Raw genomic sequence first — 16,951 nt, 5'->3', positions numbered from 1 at the left:
CGTGGGCAAAAACTACATCGACATCGAGAACGACCGTGGTGAGACGCTGCGCTACCGCAAGCACACCAACGGCCGAGGACTCATCGCGAACGGCGCCAAGGTGCACCCGACCGCGGTGGTCGAAGCTGGCGCGTACGTCGAACCGGGCGTGCAGATCGCCGCGGGCGCCGAAGTCGGGCGCGGCGCGTGGATCGAGAGCGACGCGGTGATCGGGCCGGAGGCTCGCATCGCCCCGCACGCACACATCGGTTCGGGCGCGGCCATCGGCGCCAAGGCGAAGATCGGCGTGCGTGCGCACGTCGGCACGAACGCGCGCGTCGCGGTGGGCTCCCTCATCCGCGACGACGAGAACATCGCCGACGGCGACGCCGTGGCCACCGACCCGCGCGGGCTGCACCTCGCCGCCTGACGGCGAGGCCGACCGGCTCAGGCGAGCAGGAAGAAGACGAACCCGATCAGAGGCAGCGTGCCCTGAGTCAGAGCGGGCGCGAGGTACTTCCGCCCCGACGTCACCAGCACGAGGGACGCGGCGACCATCGAGCCGAGGCTGAACAGCGCCAGCGTGCGTCCGGCCACGTCTGCCACGGTGCCCGAACCGTCTACCCAGAACAGCACGATGCCGATCATCGCGCCGATGGCCAGGAACAGGTTGTAGAACCCCTGGTTGTAGGCCATCGGTCTCGTGGTGTCGGCGTCCTGCTGGTTCGCGACGCCGAAACGCTGCCACACGCGAGGGCGCTGCCACTGCACGCTCTCGAGGACGAAGATGTAGACGTGCAGGAGCGCTGCGAGCGCTGCGAACACGGTTGCGACGATGGCGAGCATGATCGAACCATAGCGCCCGGCTACGCTGTCGTCATGGCAGGCAACGGTGGGTCGCGCCGCCGTCCGGCTCCCCGGAGGGCAGCGTCCGGGGTGAAGAAGGCCGCCGGCGCGAGGAAGACCGTCGCGCCGAAGAAGAAACCGCCCGTCCCCGTGACGCAGGAGCCCCCGCGCACCTTCACCCTCGGGCTCGTCCCCGGAACGACGCCGGGCAAGTGGATCTCGGCGTGGCGGGAACGGATGCCGCGGGTCGAGCTCGCCCTCCTCCCCCTCGCGGTGGCCGACCAGCACGACGCCCTCCGCGAGCGCCGCGTCGACGCCGCGCTCGTGCGCCTCCCTCTCGATGACGACGACCTCCACATCGTGAGGCTCTACGACGAGGTTCCGGTCGTGATCGTGTCGGCCGACTCGCACCTCACGGCGGCGGACGAACTCGAACTGGCCGACCTCGCCGGGGAGATCGTCATCGTGCCCGGGGACGACGTTCTCTCCGCCTCGGTGCCCGGGGCGGTCGCGCCCGCCTTCGCTCCCCCGGCCGCGACCGCGGAGGCCGTGGAAACGATCGCCGCGGGCATCGGTGTCGTGCTCGTGCCGATGTCGTTGGCGCGCCTGCACGCACGCAAAGACGTCGCCGCCCGGCCCGTGCGCGACGCACCTGTCTCGACCGTCGCCCTCGCGTGGCCCCGCGAGGCGACCACCGCCGACGTCGATGCGTTCGTCGGCATCGTCCGCGGACGCACGGCGAATTCCTCACGGTGAGCGTTCTTTTCGCCGCATGACAAGCCCGGTCATCGACCCGCAGCATCCGCTCTAGACTTCCCGGGTGCCCGCCCCGCTGCTCTACGTCTCGGCCCGGCCGCAGCGTGATGCGGCCGACGCCGAGTACGCGTCGTTCCTCTCGGGCATGCGGCTGGGCCCCGAGGCCCTCGCGCGCCACGACCTCGTGCGCGAGGCGCTGCCGGCCGACGCCTTCGAGCGGTTCAGCGGGTTCGTCGTCGGCGGAAGCCCGTTCAACGTCACCGACCCCGCGTCAGCGAAGTCCGAGGCTCAGCTGCGGCTCGAATCCGACCTGGAGAAGATCGCCGCGGCGGCCGCCGAGTCGCGTACGGCGGCGCTGTTCACCTGCTACGGCATCGGCATCGTCACGCGTCTGCTCGGAGGCTCGGTGACCCGCGAACACCCGGAGCCCACCGGCGCCACCGAGATCGAACTGACCGCCGACGGCCGCACCGACGCACTGCTGGGCGACCTGGCTCTGCGCTTCGCCGCCCTCACCGCGCACAAGGAAGGAGCCGCCGACGTGCCCCCGGGCGCCGTGCTCCTGGCGACGAACGACGGGTGCCCCGTGCAGGCCTATCGCGTCGGCGAGCGCCTCTACGCGACGCAGTTCCACCCCGAGTCGACCCCCCGCGCGTTCACCGAGCGGATGGCGGTCTACCGCGACGGCGGCTACTTCCCCGCGAAGGACTACGACGTCATCGCGGCGCGCGTGCTGCGGGCATCGGTCACCGAACCGCCGCGCCTGCTCGAAGCATTCGCCGACCGTTTCGCCGCCTGAGGCGGCTCAGTCGGTCGTCGGGCGGATCAGACGCAGACCGGCGACGACGAGCGGCACGATCACCACGATCGCCGCGACGATCATGGCGGTCACCCCGATGACGGTGCTGGCCGGCTCACCCGCCAGGCGGCCGATGCCCAGCCAGAACACTCCCCAGCCGATCGCGAGGGTCGGCGTCACACGCCACGTGCTCGCACGGGCGATACCGAGCCCGATGGCCCCGACGACGATCAGCACGACGACGCCGAGAACATCGGCGGCCGTCGCCCACGACTCCGGCCCCGTCTGGCTGAGCAGCGCCGCCGTGTTCGCGACGGTCGCCACCGTCACCCACCCGAGGTGCAGGCCGGTGACTCCGTCGAGGAGGATGGCGTCGATCACGCCGTCGCCACGGCTGCGAGTGAGCACCGCCCGCCGGAAAGTGACGGCCAACGCCACCAGCAGCGCGACGATCGCGACGACCGTCAGGGGCAGCGTGGCGTACTGGGCGACGACGAGCCAGACGCCGTTCAGCACCGCCGTGACGGCCACGAGCCAGCCCAGGGCGCGCTGGCGGTCGTTCGTCCGCTGGCCGGGCAGCGCCTGCCAGATCGCGTAGGCGATCAGACCGATGTAGATGACCGACCAGATCGAGAACGCGCTCGACGCCGGAGCCAGGTACGACGCATCCGAATCGAGCGCACCGCCCTGCAGGTCCTGCACGGCGGTGCCGCCGAACAGGCCGACACCGACCATCGCGGCGATGAGCATGAACGTGATGGCGGAGATCACCGCGATCTGTCGCACGAGGTCGGCGGACTGACGGATCGTCACGGTGCTCATGGAAGAACACTAGATAATCTAGCGACTTCTCGGCAACAGGTTGACAGCCCGCCGACCTCGTCTCAGCGCCGGCTGGCGAGCACGCGCGCCGATTCTCGCTCCGCGGCGGCGTTGCTCACGCCCGCCCGAGAACCGGCGAGCTTGGCGGCGATGTGGTCTCCCACGGTGACGGGGTCGTACAGGTCGGGATGCTGCGCATCGATGCATGACGGAAGCGTCTCGATCAGAGCGTCCACGTCGCCGTCGTGGAAGAACGCCACCGACCGGCGTCGCTCGATCGTGCCGTCGATCACGGGCGGCTTCACCCGATGCAGCGTCGACATCCAGCGCTCGTTCGTCCAGCGCGCCGTGACGTCGCCCAGGTTGATGAGAAGGGCGCCGTCCGCCGGCGCCACGTCGTTCCAGGATCCGTCCGATCCGAGCACCTGCAGTCCGCGTACGCGATCCGCCCACAGGATCGTGACGATCCCGTAGTCGGTGTGCTCCCCCATCCCGACGAGGTCGCCGTCCAGGGTCACGTCGGTGCCGGGCGGCAGCGCGTAGTTGTTCATCCGCATCACGTCGAGGGAATGGCCGGTGCGGGCGGCGAAGAAGTCGGCGGGCAGGTCCAGCGCGTCGGCGAAGATGCGCGTCATGACGCGCGCGACGCGAGCGGCTTCGTCGAAGTACGTCGAGACCCCGGCTTCGAACCCGTCGACGTCGGGCCAGACGTTGTCGGCGTAGTCGGGCTGCGGGAGATCGGGCGAGCCGGGGTAGCTCTCCTGCGTGGCTCCGACGTTGAAGGCCTCGAAGAAGTCGTTCATGCGGTTGGCCGACTCGACCCCCAGCGAGAGGCTGAGCGATTCGGACTTCGGCGGGCTGTAACCGCGGTTGATCTGCGGCGGGGTGCGGTACCGCTTCTTCTCGTCGAGGTCCAGCGCGAAGAACGCGTCGACAGCCCCGGTCAACCCCTCGATCACCGCCTCGGGGATGCCGTGGCCGGTGATCTGGATGAAGCCGACCGTGCGGCACGCGTCGTCGATACGGCGCGCCACCTCGGCTCGGGCCTCGGGGGGACCGTCGCCGACGTACGGCGCGATGTCGACGAGTGGAACGTGGAAGGTCATGGCAACTCCTCTGTCGGAGGCCGCCGATCGGCGGCCGGGTCAGGCAGCCGCTTCACGCTTTCCGCACCCGGACGGGTGCTCTGCTTTCATGAGCGTCGCGCTCACCGTACCCGATGCGCGTTTCCTCCGCGTTACGTCTCAGAGCGCGGGACCGACGATCACCGCCGTCTCGGCCGGGAGCGTGACGCGCCCCGCGTCGAGCGAGACCCCCGCATCGGTGGCGAGCAGCACGACGACGTCGGAGTCGACATCGAAGACCGCGGGCTCGGCCGACAGGTTGGCGAGCACGGCGACGGCCCCCGACCACAGGCCGTACACCCGACCGCCCGGCGCCTCGGTCGCTCCGGCCGCACGGTCGGCGAACGTCGGATCGGTGAGCTCCGGGAGCTCCCGCCGCAGGTGCGCGAGGTCGCGGTAGAGCTGGAGCAGACGGGCGTGATCGCCCTCCGACGCTTCGCTCCAGTCGAGCTTCGACCGCTCGAAGGTCGCGGGGTCCTGCGGGTCGGGCACGGCCTCCGGGTCCCACCCCATCTTCGCGAACTCCTCGATGCGCCCCTTGGCCGTCGCTTCACCGAGCTCGGGCTCGGGGTGCGAGGTGAAGAACTGCCACGGCGTGGTGGCGCCCCACTCCTCGCCCATGAACAGCATCGGCGTACCGGGAGCGGTGAGCGTCAGCACCGCGGTGACCGCGAGTCGCCCGTACGACAGGGTCTGCGAGAGCCGGTCGCCGGCCGCGCGGTTGCCGATCTGGTCGTGGTCCTGGGCGAACGTCACCAGACGCCACGTCGGCACGGCGTCGGGGATGGGGAAGCCATGGTCCTCCCCGCGGAACGACGAGAACGTGCCGTTGTGGAAGAAGCCCTCGGTCGTGACCTTGCCGAACGCGCCGAGCTCGGCGAAGTCCTCGTAGTAGCCGACCGTCTCGCCGCTGACGGCGACGTGCACGGCGTGGTGCCAATCATCGGACCACTGCGCCGTGAGGCCGTAGCCGCCCGCTTCGCGCGGAAGGATCAGCGTCGGGTCGTTGAGGTCCGACTCTGCGATGAGGGTCAGCGGACGCTGAAGGTGGGCCGAGAGGGCGTCGGATGCTTCGGCGAGCTCCTGCAGGATGTGCACGGGTCGCTCGTCGTGGAGGGCGTGCACGGCGTCGAGGCGCAGGCCGTCGACGTGGTAGTCCCGCAGCCACATCAGCGCGTTGTCGACGATGTAGTCGCGGACGGCGTCCTCGTCGAGGTTCACCGAGTCGCCCCACGTGTTGCGGCTGCCCTCGCGGAGGTACGGACCGTATTCGGGAAGGTAGTTCCCGCTCGGACCTAGGTGGTTGTAGACGACGTCCTGGATCACGGCGAGACCCGCGGCGTGCGCCGCGTCGACGAACCGCTGGTAGGCGGCAGGCCCGCCGTAGGCCTCGTGCACCGTGTACCAGAGCACACCGTCGTAGCCCCAGTTCCAGACGCCGTTGAAGCCGTTCACCGGCAGCAGCTCGACGTGGGTGACGCCGAGGTCGACGAGGTGGTCGAGCTTCCCCACCGCAGCATCCAGCGTCCCCTCCGGGGTGAAGGTCCCGAGGTGGAGCTCGTAGATCACGCCGCCCGCGAGCGGACGGCCGGTCCATGCGGAGTCCTGCCACTCGTGCGCCGACGGGTCGAAGAAGGCGGATGCGTCGTGCACCCCGCGCGGCTGACGACGCGATCGGGGGTCGGGCCGCAGGTCGTCGGACGCGTCGAGCACGAACCCGTACTCCTCGCCGTCGGCGAGCGCGATGTCGGCGCTCCACCAGCCGCCGTCACGGATGGCGAGGTCGAGGTCGGACTCCTGGCCGGGCCGGCGCAGTCGGACGCGTCGCGCCTTCGGCGCCCAGACGTCGATCGTCATGATTCTTCCTCCGAGACGAGCAGGGCAACGGGGTAGGTCGCGAGGAGGTCGGCGACGAGGATCTCCGATCCCTCGTACCGTCGACCGGTGAACACGTCGACCGACGTGCCGGGGCGGCGCAGCAGCACCGTGTCGCCCCATCCGCCGCGCTCCTCGAGGCCGACCGGCAGGCGCGTGGCGATGGCGAGCGCCCCGCCGCGGTCGAAGGCGATCGCGTGCGCGGCGGCCTCGCCGACCACCGTGACCGGCACGTACCCCGAGAACAGCTCGGGGCGATCGCGCCGTGTGCGCAGGGCCCGCGAGGTGACGAGCACCTTGGCATCCCCCGTCGCGTCGACCGGGGGCAGGTCACCGCGCGCGAAGCCGGCGTCGACGGCCGCGAGCGTGGCCCGTCGCACGTCGAAGTCGATCGGGCGGCGGTTGTCGGGGTCGACGAGCGACTGCTCCCACGACTCCGACCCCTGGTACACGTCGGGGACGCCGGGGCCGGCGAGCTGCAGCAGCTTCTGCGACAGCGAGTTCGTCCATCCGAATGCCTCGATCTCGGCGACGAAGGCCGCCACGCGCGGTGCGGCTGCGCCGGTGGCGGCGTCGACGAGCGCGTGCATGCGCTTCTCGAACGCCTCGTTCGGCTCCCACCACCCGGTGGCGTCGGCGGCTTCGCGCGCGGCCTTCTCGGCGTAGGCGTGGAGGCGCTCGGCGAAGTCCTCGGGGAGCGGGGCGGAGGCCGTCGGCCACGCGCCGACGATCGCCTGCCAGAGGAGGGTGTCGAACGGCCCGTGGCCGGTCGAGGCGATCCCGCGGAACTCCTCGAGCGCCGCTTCCCACCGATCGGGCATCTCGGCGAGCACGGTGAGGCGAGCGCGCACATCCTCGCCGCGCTTCGTGTCGTGCGTCGACAGCGCGGTCATGGCGCGAGGCCACGACGCCTGCCGCGCCGCCTGCGCGATGTGGAACTCGGCGACGGGGAGGGCGAACTCCGACGGATCCCCGCCGACCTCGGTGAGGGCACCGAGCCGGTTGTAGCGGTAGAACGCGGTGTCTTCCACGCCCTTGGCCATGACGGGCCCGGTGGTCTGCTGGAACCGTCGCGACACCTCGTGCGCGGGATCGGCGAGCACCGGTACGAGCGCGGCGATCGCGTCGAAGAGCTCGGGACGACGGTCGGATGCCTCCACCGCCGCACGGTCGAGCTCCTCCCGACCCGCGGGGAGGTAGGAGCGATAGACCGGGAAGCAGACGAGCAGTTCGGCGAGCGCGTCGTGCAGCACCTCGTCGGTGAAGTCCGAGGCGACATCGGGCGCGGCCGGGCGGAGGCCGCGGACGAGCCGGCGGATCTCGGCGATCTGTATCGTCTCGGTGATCATCCGCTTGGTGTCGTGGATGAGGTCGTGCCAGTCCTGGGCGGGGAGCGTTCCGGTCTCGGTGCGCAGCCGCACGTCGAGGGCGTCGAGGGGCGCCTGGCCGTCGGGGTCGACGAGCACACGGCCGAACTCGGCCAGCGCGTCGTACCCGGTCGTGCCATCGGTCTCCCACCACGACGGGAGCAACTCGCCGTGCTCGAGGATCTTCTCGATCAGCACGTAGGAGCCGCGGCCCGTGGACCGCAGTGCCGCGCCGAGCTGCTCGAGGTAGCCACCCGGATCGAGCAGTCCGTCGGGGTGATCGACCCGCAGACCGTCCGCGAGTCCTTCGGAGATCCAGCGCAGGATCTCGGCGTGGGTGTCGGCGAACACCTCGGGGATCTCGACCCTCACACCGGCGAGGGTGGTCACGGCGAAGAAGCGGCGGTAGTTCAGCTCGGCGGCTTCGTCTTTCCAGAAGCGCAGCTCGTAGTGCTGACGGTCGTGCACGGTGCGTGCGTCGACGTCGCCGGAGGCACGCTCGACGTCGGTCACCGAACCCGGGGCCAGCGGGAACACGTGGTCGAAGTAGCGGAGCACTCCGTCGGGTGCATCGGGGGCGGGTTCGAGGTCGACGCTCAGTTCGCCCGCCGCGGTGACCTCGTCGAGCGAGGAGCCGAGGACGGGCACACGTACGCGCCCGTCGCCGAAGTCCCAGTCGATGTCGAACACGTCGGCGCGATCGGAGGCGCGGCCCTGCCGCAGCACGTCCCACCACCACGGGTTCTCGCGCGGTTCGGCGACGCCCATATGGTTCGGCACGATGTCGATGAGGATGCCGAGGTCGTCGGCGCGAGCCGCGGCGGCGAAGCGGTCGAGCCCCTCAGCGCCGCCGCGGTCGGGATCGATCCGGGTGACGTCCACGACGTCGTAGCCGTGGTCGGAGCCCGGCGTCGCCGTCAGGATCGGCGACAGGTACGCCCACGACACCCCCAGATCGCGGAGGTAGCCGGTGACGGCGGCCGCAGCATCCAGGTCGAAACCCTTCCGGATCTGCAGGCGGTAGGTCGACAGCGGATGCGCGACCACCGGTCAGAGCTCCGTCTTCGGCGCTTTGCCGGGCAGGTCGTCGGGGCCCGAGCTCGCGGCGTTGGCCGTGAGCGACGCCGCGACCGAGTGATCGACCTCGGGGTCGGGCAGATCGTGCTCGCACAGCACCATGATCGACTTCGCGGCGACCGGCAGGATCGACCCGGGCTCGATGGGATCGGTGTTGGCCCGTTCACCCGCGGTGTCGACCATCACGTCCCACTCGGGGCTGTACTTCACGTCGGGCACCTGGAAGTCGACGGACTCGTCGCCGGCGTTGAAGAGCACCATGAAGTGCCGGTCGGTGATCTGCTCGCCGCGACGGTCGCGCTCGCGGATGCCGCGGCCGTTGAGGAAGACCCCGATCGCCCGCCCGAAGCCGGAATCCCAGTCGTCGGGCTCCATGACCGAGCCGTCGGGGCGCAGCCACACCACGTCGGGCACGGGCGCTCCCTCCTCCATCTTCACCGGGCGGCCGTTGAAGAAGCGGCTACGACGGAAGATCGGGTGCTCCTTGCGCAACCGCGCGAGAGCGGCGGTGAACTCGATGAGCGGGTGATCGGCGGTGGACCAGTCGACCCACGTGATCTCGTTGTCCTGCGCGTAGCCGTTGTTGTTACCGCCCTGGGTGCGGCCGAGCTCGTCGCCGTGCAGCAGCATCGGCACACCCTGGGAGAGCATGAGCGTGGCGATGAAGTTGCGCTGCTGGCGGGCGCGCATGGTCAGGACATCGGGATCTTCGGTCGGGCCTTCGACGCCGAGGTTGTTCGAGCGGTTGTGGGATTCGCCGTCGTTGTTGTCCTCGCCGTTGGCCTCGTTGTGCTTCTCGTTGTACGACACGAGGTCGCGGATCGTGAAGCCGTCGTGCGCCGTGACGAAGTTGATGGACGCGACCGGCCGTCGGCCGGAGTGCTCGTACAGGTCGGCCGACCCGGTCAGGCGCGACGCGAACTCACCGAGCGCCTGGGGCTCGCCGCGCCAGAAGTCGCGCACCGTGTCGCGGTACTTGCCGTTCCACTCCGTCCACTGCGGCGGGAAATTGCCCACCTGGTAGCCGCCAGGACCGATGTCCCAGGGCTCGGCGATGAGCTTGACCTGCGAAACTACCGGGTCCTGCTGCACGAGCTCGAAGAACGCCGACAGCCTGTCGACCTCGTAGAACTCGCGAGCGAGGGTGGAGGCGAGGTCGAAGCGGAACCCGTCGACGTGCATGTCGAGCACCCAGTAGCGCAGGGAGTCCATGATCAGCTGCAGCGTGTGGGGGTTGCCCACGTTCATGCTGTTGCCGGTACCGGTGTAGTCGGTGTAGTACCGCTTGTCGTCGTCTTCGAGACGGTAGTAGGCCTCGTTGTCGATGCCGCGCATCGACAGCATCGGGCCCATGTGGTTGCCCTCGGCGGTGTGGTTGTAGACCACGTCGAGGATGACCTCGATGTTCGCCTCGTGGAGGGCGCGCACCATGCCCTTGAACTCCTGCACCTGCTGTCCGTGGTGGCCCGCGGATGCGTAGCTGTTCTGCGGTGCGAAGAACGCGATCGTGTTGTAGCCCCAGTAGTTCGACAGCCCCTTCTCCTGAAGGGTCGAGTCGTTGACGAACTGGTGCACCGGCATGAGTTCGATGGCCGTGACACCGAGCTTGGTGAGGTGGTCGATCACGGCGGGGTGCGCGATGCCGCTGTAGGTGCCGCGGAGCTCTTCGGGCACGAGGTCGTAGAGCTGGGTGAGGCCCTTCACGTGCGCCTCGTAGATGAACGACTCGGCGTACGGCGTCTTCGGCTGGCGGTCGCCCGACCAGTCGAAGAACGGGTTGATGACGACGCCCTTCATCATGTCGGCGGCCGAATCCTCGTCGTTGCGCGAGTCGGGGTCGCCGAAGTTGTACGAGAAGACCGACTGGCCCCAGCGGATGTCGCCGTCGACGGCCTTCGCGTAGGGGTCGAGCAGCAGCTTGTTCGGGTTGAACCGCTGGCCGTTCGCGGGGTCGTACGGGCCGTGCACACGGTATCCGTAGTGCTGCCCGGGCTGCACGTTCGGCAGGTAGGCATGCCAGACGTACGCGTCCACGTCTACGAGCTCGATGCGGGTCTCATGCCCCCGCTCGCCGAAGAGGCAGAGCTCTACGCGTTCCGCCCCTTCGCTGAACAGGGCGAAGTTCGTCCCGTTGCCGTCAAAGGTCGCTCCAAGGGGATAACTGGATCCCGGCCATACCTGCTGCACGTGGCTAAAGATAGCCGAGGGACCGGAACGACTCCGTCCGGGGGGAGGCCGTTGACGGGACGGGGGTCGTCGAGTAGGCCTCAGGCGCGCTCGGGCGGATGCTGCAGCAGCTCGATGCGTTCGTCGAGGTAGCGATCCAGTGGCAGGAGGCCGCCGGTCGCGCTCCAGCGCACCATGGGCTGCCCGTCGACGAGGGCGACGGGTGAGCTCGCAGCGTCCAGGGCATCGACATCGATGGGGTGCCAGTCGACGTGCACGGTGCTCCCCTCGCCGAAACCACCGCGGAAGGCCGCAGCGGCGAGCGCGGCGCGCTCGCGTTGCGACTCGGCCGTGTAGCCGCGCCGGGCCTCCTCGCGGGCCCGCACGATCCGACCGGTCGCGGCGAGCTGCTCGTCGGCGAGGAGCAGCACGCCCAGGTGCCACGCCTCCCCCACCGGCACGATGCGCGGGGCACGGGCGATGCCGAGGATCGGCCGGGGAGCACGCAGTTCACCGAGCGCCTCCTTCGGCGCACCGTCGAGACGGCGGCGAGCGGCGTGCAGGATGTCGGCGATCACCGCAGGCCCTCCTCGTCGGCGCGGCGGGTGCGCGTGGCAGGACGGGCATCGAGCACGACGGGGTCGAAGGCGGGCTTCGTCACGACCGATCGGTCTCCGCGCATCGCCATGCCGAGGAAGGGGTAGAGCAGCACCGACAGCATCGCGGCTCCGACGAGCGCCGCGGCCGTGCCCGAATCCAGGGTCCCGTCGGCCACGCCGATGCCGGTGACGGCGACCACGATGGGAAGGGCCGTGGCCCCCAGCATCCCGAGCGCGAGACGGTCACGGCGGGAGGAACCGGCGGGCGCGACGAAGGAGGCCGGGACGCCCCTGACGACGAGGAGGGCGACGAGGAACACCGGGACCAGGACGATCGTGCGCGGCGAGGACACCATCGCCTGCAGGTCGAAGGTGATGCCGGTGTAGAGGAAGAAGACCGGAACGAGGAATCCGAAGGCCACGGCCTCCACCTTGCTGTCCACCGCCTCGCGCAACGGCGGACGGGCGTTGCGCATGACGAGCTTCCACAGCACGCCGGCGACGAAGGCGCCGAGCAGCATGTCGAGCTGCAGCGCGATGCTCAGTGCGACCAGCGCGCCGACGGTGAGGAAGACGATCCGCACCGCCATCTGACCCGATGTGTGGAGGGTCGCATTCACGAGGCGGTGGATGCGTCCGTGCTCGAACCGCGCGGCGACGAAGACCGCCCCCGCCGCGACGACGACGAACACGCCCAGGACGATCGACGCGGTGCCGAAGTCGCGGGTGCCGAGGAAGAGCGAGATGGCCACGAGCGGACCGAACTCGCCCACGGCCCCCACCGCGGTGACCGCGCGCCCCCAGGGGGTGCCCAGCTCCCCGGCGTCGCGGAGGATCGGCATGAGCGCGCCGAGCGCGGTCGACGCCAGCGCGATCCCGATGAAGACGGCGGGTTCACCGGGCGCGACGAGCCACCCGATCCCCACGCCCGCCGCAAGGCTCAGCACCCATCCCGCACCGGCCCGCGCCCCCGACCGTCCGCGGAGGGCGGCGAAGTCGATCTCGTTCCCGGCCATGAAGAAGAGCATGGCGAGGCCGAACGAGGCGAAGATGCCCACGATGTCGGACGGCGCGATCCACCCGAGCACACTCGGGCCGACGATGATGCCGAGGGCCAGTTCGAACACGACGATGGGCACGCGCACCCATCGACCGAGACCCCGGGCGGCGAGCGGGGCGAGCACCGCGAGCAGCGGGAGGAGGAAGAATCCCGCGTCGAGGAGCGCCATGGGCACACCTTAGCGAGGGCGCGAGCGCCGGACACGTGTTCAGTCCGCGTCGGGAACGGCCGCCGCGGCCCGCTCGGCCTCCTTCGCGGCCTTTCTCGACCGCTCCACGAGCCGGTCGTGCTCTTCGTCGATGCGGGCGACCTCCTCGTCGGCCGCCTGCGCGTCGGCCGTCATCCGCGCCAGTTCGCCGCGCAGGTCCTCCACGCGCTCGTGGAGGCGGTCGGCCCGCTCCCGCCGCTTCGCCCGGCGCTCCTGCGCCCGCGCGAGCTCGCGGTCGGCGTCGGCGGCGGCGCGCTGCGCCTCTCGCGCGGCGGCCTCCGCGGCCTTGCGACGCCGACGCTCGGCGAGGTCGTCGCGCGAGCGCGCCGGAGCCGCCGGCGCGAGACCCGGCACCGATCCTGCGACGAGGTCGTCGGGCGGCGACGCCCCGCCGAACCCGTTCGCCTCCAGGGTGCGCACGAGCCGCCCCGTCAGCACGGCGGCGGCAGCAGCAGCATCCACCACCGCCGCGTTCACCGTCTTCTCCACGTCGTCGCGCGCGGCCGGGCTGAGCGTCGTCCCGGCGTCACCGGCGAGCTCGGCCGCGCGCCGGGCGAGCCCCGCCACGAGAGCGCGCCGCTGCGTGCCGAGGCGGGCGAGTTCCGCGGCATCGAGGTCGTCCTGCGCCTCGCGCAGCGCCTGCGAGAGCTCGACGGCCTGCCCCAGCTGGCCGTCGCGGACGAGGAGGTTCACCGCCCACGCGGCGACCGTGGGCTTGCGCAGGGCCTTGATCTGCGCCGCCAGCGGGCCGGTGGCAGCTGCGGCGCGCGCGTTGCGCGCGGAGGTGAACTCGCCGGGCGTGACGGCGTAGAGGTCGTCGGCGACCGTATCGACGTCGCCGGGCGCGGCGGTGCTCACCATGCCCCCATTGTGCGCCACCCGGCCCCGGCCGGCCCGGGTCAGATCGAGACGACCCCGGGTGCGCCGCCGCGGATCTCACGATGCAGCCGCTCCATGCGCTGGTCGAGCTCGGCGGCCGTGTCGGCAGCATCCTTGAGTCCGGCGAGCAGTTCGTCGGGCACGAGGCGGTCGTACTTGTAATAGATCTTGTGCTCGAGGCTCGCCCAGAAATCCATGGCGATCGTGCGGAACTGCACCTCCACCGGAACGTCGACGCGGCCCGTCGACAGGAAGACCGGCACCGTGACGATCGCGTGCAGGCTCTTGTACCCGTTGGGCTTGGGCTCGGCGATGTAGTCCTTGACGCTGATGACCGTGATGTCGTCCTGCTGCGTGAGCAGATCGAACAACCGGTAGGCGTCGGTGGTGAAGCTGCACGTGATGCGCACGCCGGCGATGTCGGTGATCGATGAGCGGATGCTGTCGAAATCGGCGTCGACGCCCTTGCGCCGCACCTTCTCCGCGAGGCTGTCGGGCGACTTCACGCGGCCCGAGACGTGTTCGATCGGGTTGTAGTCGTGCACCTCCTCGAACTCCTCGCGGAGGATCGAGATCTTCGTCTCGATCTCCTGCAGTCCGAAGCGGTACTCCATGAGGAAGCGCTGGAACTCGTCGCGCATCGCGCGCAGCGCCGTGGCCGAGACGGTGATCTGCTGCTCGTCGCGCTCGGGCATGGTCTCCACGCTATCGATGACGGTTACGAGGGGGCTGTGAGGTGAGTCCGCCGCCGAGGGTGCCCGTTTCCGCCCTTCGTGCCCGAAAACGGCGGCACCCTCGGCGGAAACGGGCACTCTCGGCGCGCAGGTCAGTGGTGAACGGGGTGGCGGCGCTCCAGCGCCGACCCCTCGACGTCGACGTTCGGGGTGATCCTGTCGAGCCAGCGCGGCAACCACCACGCCGAGCGGCCCAGCAGGTGCATGACCGCGGGCATCAGCAACATCCGCACGATGAACGCGTCGAACAGCACGCCGAGCGAGAGTCCGAGACCCATCGATTTGATGATCACCGATTCGCTCGTGATGAACCCGCCGAAGACCGCGATCATGATCAGCGCCGCGGCGATGACCACCGTGCGACCGGCCCGGAAGCCCTGCGCGACGGCGAGACGTGCGGGAGCTCCGTGCATGTACGCCTCGCGCATGCCGGTGGCGAGGAACAGCTGGTAGTCCATCGCCAGACCGAAGAGGATGCCGACGAGGATCACCGGCAGGAAGCTCAGGATCGGCCCGGGGTTGTGCACGCCGAGCAGGTCGGCGAACCAGCCCCATTGGAACACCGCGGTCACCGCGCCGTAGGTGGCGAACAGCGACAGCACGAACCCGGCGGTGGCGATGAGCGGAACGAGGATCGAGCGGAACACCATGATCATGATGAGGAACGACAGCCCGACCACCACGACGAGGTAGATCGGCAGCACGTCGGCGAGCCCCTCCGAGATGTCGATGTTGATCGCCGCCTGACCGGCGACCCCGAGCGCGATGTCACCGTCGACGGGCGGGAGCTGCCGGAGGTCGCGCACGAGCGTCTCGGTCGAGACGCTGTTCGGGCCCTCGGCGGGGACGACCTGGAACGCGCCGATGCGGTTGTCGTCCGAGACGGCCACCGGGGCGACCGCGACGACGGCGTCCTGATCGGCGAGCGTGCGGGCGACGTCCAGCTGCGCGTCGAGCACCTGGTCGGCGTCGAGTCCGTCGGGGAAGGTCGCGACCACGAGCAGCGGTCCGTTCACGCCCTCGCCGAAGGCGTCCTGCGTGAGCGTGTAGGCGCGGTACGCGGTGGAGTCCTCGGCCTCGGAGCCGCCGTCGGGCAGACCCAGGCGCATCGACAGCGCGGGGATCGCGACGACGAGGAGCACCACCACGGCGACGACGGAGGTCACGACCGCCCGCAGGGTCGACATCGGACGCACGCGGGTGCGGGGGGCCTCGGGCTCTCCGGCGGCGGATGCTGCGGCCGCGGCCTCGGCGCGGGTGCGGGCGCGGCGGGCGAGCACGCGGGTGCCGGCGAGCCCCAGCAGCGCCGGGGTGAGGGAAACCGCGATCAGCACCGCCACCGCGACGCTGATCGCCCCGGCTGTGCCCATCAGACCGAGGAACGGGATGCCGGTGATGTTGAGCGCGAGGAGCGCCACGATCACCGTGGTGCCGGCGAAGACCACGGCGTTGCCCGCGGTGCCGTTGGCGAGCCCGATCGACTCGCGCACATCGGCGCCCTGCAGGAGCTGCTTGCGGTGGCGGTAGAGGATGAAGAGCGAGTAGTCGATGCCGACCGCGAGCCCGAGCATCACCCCGAGGATCGGGGTGACCGAGGCCATCTGCACGACGCCCGAGAACGACAGTGTCGCCATCGCGCCGATACCGACCCCCACGATCGCGGTGACGAGGGGGAACGCGGCGGCGAGGAGCGATCCGAGCACGATGACCAGCACGATCGCGGCGATCGCGACGCCCACGACCTCGCCGACGCCGAGGATCTCCGGCACGCCCTGTGAGATGTCGGTGGAGAAGGCGACCTCGACCCCGTCGACGGGTGCGGACGCGAAGTGGTCGACCACAGCATCCTTCGACTCCTGGGAGAGCTCGAGCCGGGGCTCGGTGAACGAGACGTTCACGAGAGCCGTGGCGCCGTCGGCCGACAGCACGCCGATCCCGTCGGCGAGCGAGAGCAGCTCCGCGCCGCGCTGGAGCTCGGCCTCGTTCGCGTCGATCGCGGCGAGCCCGTCAGTCAGCTGCTGCTGCTGGGCGTCGAGCTGCGCACGCTGCGCGTCGAGCTGCGCCTGCTGCGCGTCGATCTGGGCCGTGGGGAACCCGGCCGCTTCGGCCTGCGCCCTCGCCGCGTCGAGCTGGGCCTGGCCCGCCTCGAGCTGGGCGCGGCCGGCGTCGAGCTGGGTCTGACCGTTCTGGGCCTGCGCGCGGGCGTCGTCGATCTGGGCCTGCCCATCGGTGACCTGGGCGGCCTGATCGGCGAGCTGCTGCGCGGCGGCGAACGGGTCGATGACGTCGGCGACGTCGGGGAGGTCGGTGGCCGACTCGGCGAGGGAGGTGATGTCGGCGCGCTGCGCGTCGGTGAACGGCGATCCGTCGGTGGTGTGGAAGACGACCTGGCCCGAGGCGCCGCTGAAGTCGGGCAGGTCTTCCTGCAGCTGGGCGATGACGTCGCCCGAGGCGGTGCCCGGGATGTCGAAGCTGGAGCTGAGCCCCTTGAAGCCGACGGCGAAGCCGGCGCCGGCGATCCCGAGGATCACCAACCACGCGATGATCACCGTCCACGCGCGGCGCGCGGCGAAGGTTCCCAGGCGGTGAAGCAGCTCGGCCATTGTCGTCCTCTGATCCGCGGGCAGACCCCACGGAGGAGGCGCCTCGACTCCGATAAG

General features: G+C 70.5%; 14 protein-coding genes. 3 read left to right on the top strand and 11 right to left on the bottom strand.

What is annotated here, in order from left to right:
- Nucleotide 1: 1 nt before the first annotated feature.
- Nucleotides 2–409: a transferase gene (locus DEU34_RS08710; protein ID WP_116647934.1), complete on the top strand. Its 408-nt coding sequence runs from the start codon at nucleotides 2–4 to the stop codon at nucleotides 407–409.
- Nucleotides 410–426: 17 nt separating this feature from the next.
- Here the strand turns inward: DEU34_RS08710 and DEU34_RS08705 are convergent, their stop codons facing one another.
- Nucleotides 427–825 carry a DUF1304 domain-containing protein gene (locus DEU34_RS08705; protein ID WP_121149831.1) on the bottom strand — a complete coding sequence of 133 codons (399 nt, stop codon included), beginning with the start codon at nucleotides 823–825 and terminating at the stop codon, nucleotides 427–429.
- 33 nt (nucleotides 826–858) lie between these two features.
- On the opposite strand from DEU34_RS08705, the gene DEU34_RS08700 reads away from it, so the two are divergent.
- Together DEU34_RS08700 and DEU34_RS08695 are read left to right on the top strand one after the other, a co-directional pair.
- Nucleotides 859–1,581: a LysR family substrate-binding domain-containing protein gene (locus DEU34_RS08700; protein ID WP_121149830.1), complete on the top strand. Its 723-nt coding sequence runs from the start codon at nucleotides 859–861 to the stop codon at nucleotides 1,579–1,581.
- A gap of 64 nt (nucleotides 1,582–1,645) precedes the next feature.
- Nucleotides 1,646–2,380 carry a glutamine amidotransferase-related protein gene (locus DEU34_RS08695; RefSeq protein ID WP_259460091.1) on the top strand — a complete coding sequence of 245 codons (735 nt, stop codon included), beginning with the start codon at nucleotides 1,646–1,648 and terminating at the stop codon, nucleotides 2,378–2,380.
- Nucleotides 2,381–2,386: 6 nt separating this feature from the next.
- Here DEU34_RS08695 and DEU34_RS08690 read toward each other — a convergent pair whose 3' ends face one another.
- The 10 genes from DEU34_RS08690 to DEU34_RS08645 all read right to left on the bottom strand — a co-directional run bounded on the left by DEU34_RS08690 (nucleotide 2,387) and on the right by DEU34_RS08645 (nucleotide 16,894).
- A complete protein-coding gene (locus tag DEU34_RS08690) occupies nucleotides 2,387–3,202 on the bottom strand; it encodes a tryptophan-rich sensory protein (RefSeq protein WP_121149829.1) in 816 nt (271 codons plus the stop codon).
- Between the two features lie 62 nt (nucleotides 3,203–3,264).
- Nucleotides 3,265–4,308, bottom strand: a complete 1,044-nt coding sequence (locus DEU34_RS08685) for an isopenicillin N synthase family oxygenase (protein ID WP_121149828.1) — start codon at nucleotides 4,306–4,308, stop codon at nucleotides 3,265–3,267.
- A gap of 138 nt (nucleotides 4,309–4,446) precedes the next feature.
- Nucleotides 4,447–6,183: a malto-oligosyltrehalose trehalohydrolase gene (gene treZ / locus DEU34_RS08680; protein WP_121149827.1), complete on the bottom strand. Its 1,737-nt coding sequence runs from the start codon at nucleotides 6,181–6,183 to the stop codon at nucleotides 4,447–4,449.
- The gene (gene treY, locus DEU34_RS08675) at nucleotides 6,180–8,615 is read right to left on the bottom strand and encodes a malto-oligosyltrehalose synthase (RefSeq protein ID WP_121149826.1); all 2,436 of its coding nucleotides are present in this window, start codon (nucleotides 8,613–8,615) and stop codon (nucleotides 6,180–6,182) included. Before treY ends, treZ begins: the two co-directional genes overlap by 4 nt.
- A 3-nt stretch (nucleotides 8,616–8,618) precedes the next feature.
- Nucleotides 8,619–10,832 carry a glycogen debranching protein GlgX gene (gene glgX, locus DEU34_RS08670; protein ID WP_183042415.1) on the bottom strand — a complete coding sequence of 738 codons (2,214 nt, stop codon included), beginning with the start codon at nucleotides 10,830–10,832 and terminating at the stop codon, nucleotides 8,619–8,621.
- Between the two features lie 80 nt (nucleotides 10,833–10,912).
- Nucleotides 10,913–11,389 (bottom strand): glutaminase, encoded by a 477-nt coding sequence (locus DEU34_RS08665; protein ID WP_121149825.1) that lies wholly within the window; start codon nucleotides 11,387–11,389, stop codon nucleotides 10,913–10,915.
- Nucleotides 11,386–12,639, bottom strand: a complete 1,254-nt coding sequence (locus tag DEU34_RS08660; RefSeq protein WP_121149824.1) for a cation:proton antiporter — start codon at nucleotides 12,637–12,639, stop codon at nucleotides 11,386–11,388. The genes DEU34_RS08665 and DEU34_RS08660 overlap by 4 nt, the downstream gene beginning before the upstream one ends.
- A 39-nt stretch (nucleotides 12,640–12,678) precedes the next feature.
- Nucleotides 12,679–13,539, bottom strand: a complete 861-nt coding sequence (locus DEU34_RS08655; RefSeq protein WP_121149823.1) for a transposase — start codon at nucleotides 13,537–13,539, stop codon at nucleotides 12,679–12,681.
- Nucleotides 13,540–13,577: 38 nt separating this feature from the next.
- On the bottom strand, nucleotides 13,578–14,252 hold the full coding sequence (locus DEU34_RS08650) for a GTP pyrophosphokinase family protein (RefSeq protein WP_121150540.1): 675 nt from the start codon (nucleotides 14,250–14,252) through the stop codon (nucleotides 13,578–13,580).
- Between the two features lie 131 nt (nucleotides 14,253–14,383).
- Nucleotides 14,384–16,894 carry an MMPL family transporter gene (locus tag DEU34_RS08645; RefSeq protein WP_121149822.1) on the bottom strand — a complete coding sequence of 837 codons (2,511 nt, stop codon included), beginning with the start codon at nucleotides 16,892–16,894 and terminating at the stop codon, nucleotides 14,384–14,386.
- Nucleotides 16,895–16,951: the final 57 nt, after the last annotated feature.

This window comes from Microbacterium sp. AG1240, from assembly GCF_003635115.1.
Taxonomy (GTDB): domain Bacteria; phylum Actinomycetota; class Actinomycetes; order Actinomycetales; family Microbacteriaceae; genus Microbacterium.
This window is presented reverse-complemented; position numbering and strand designations above follow the sequence as displayed.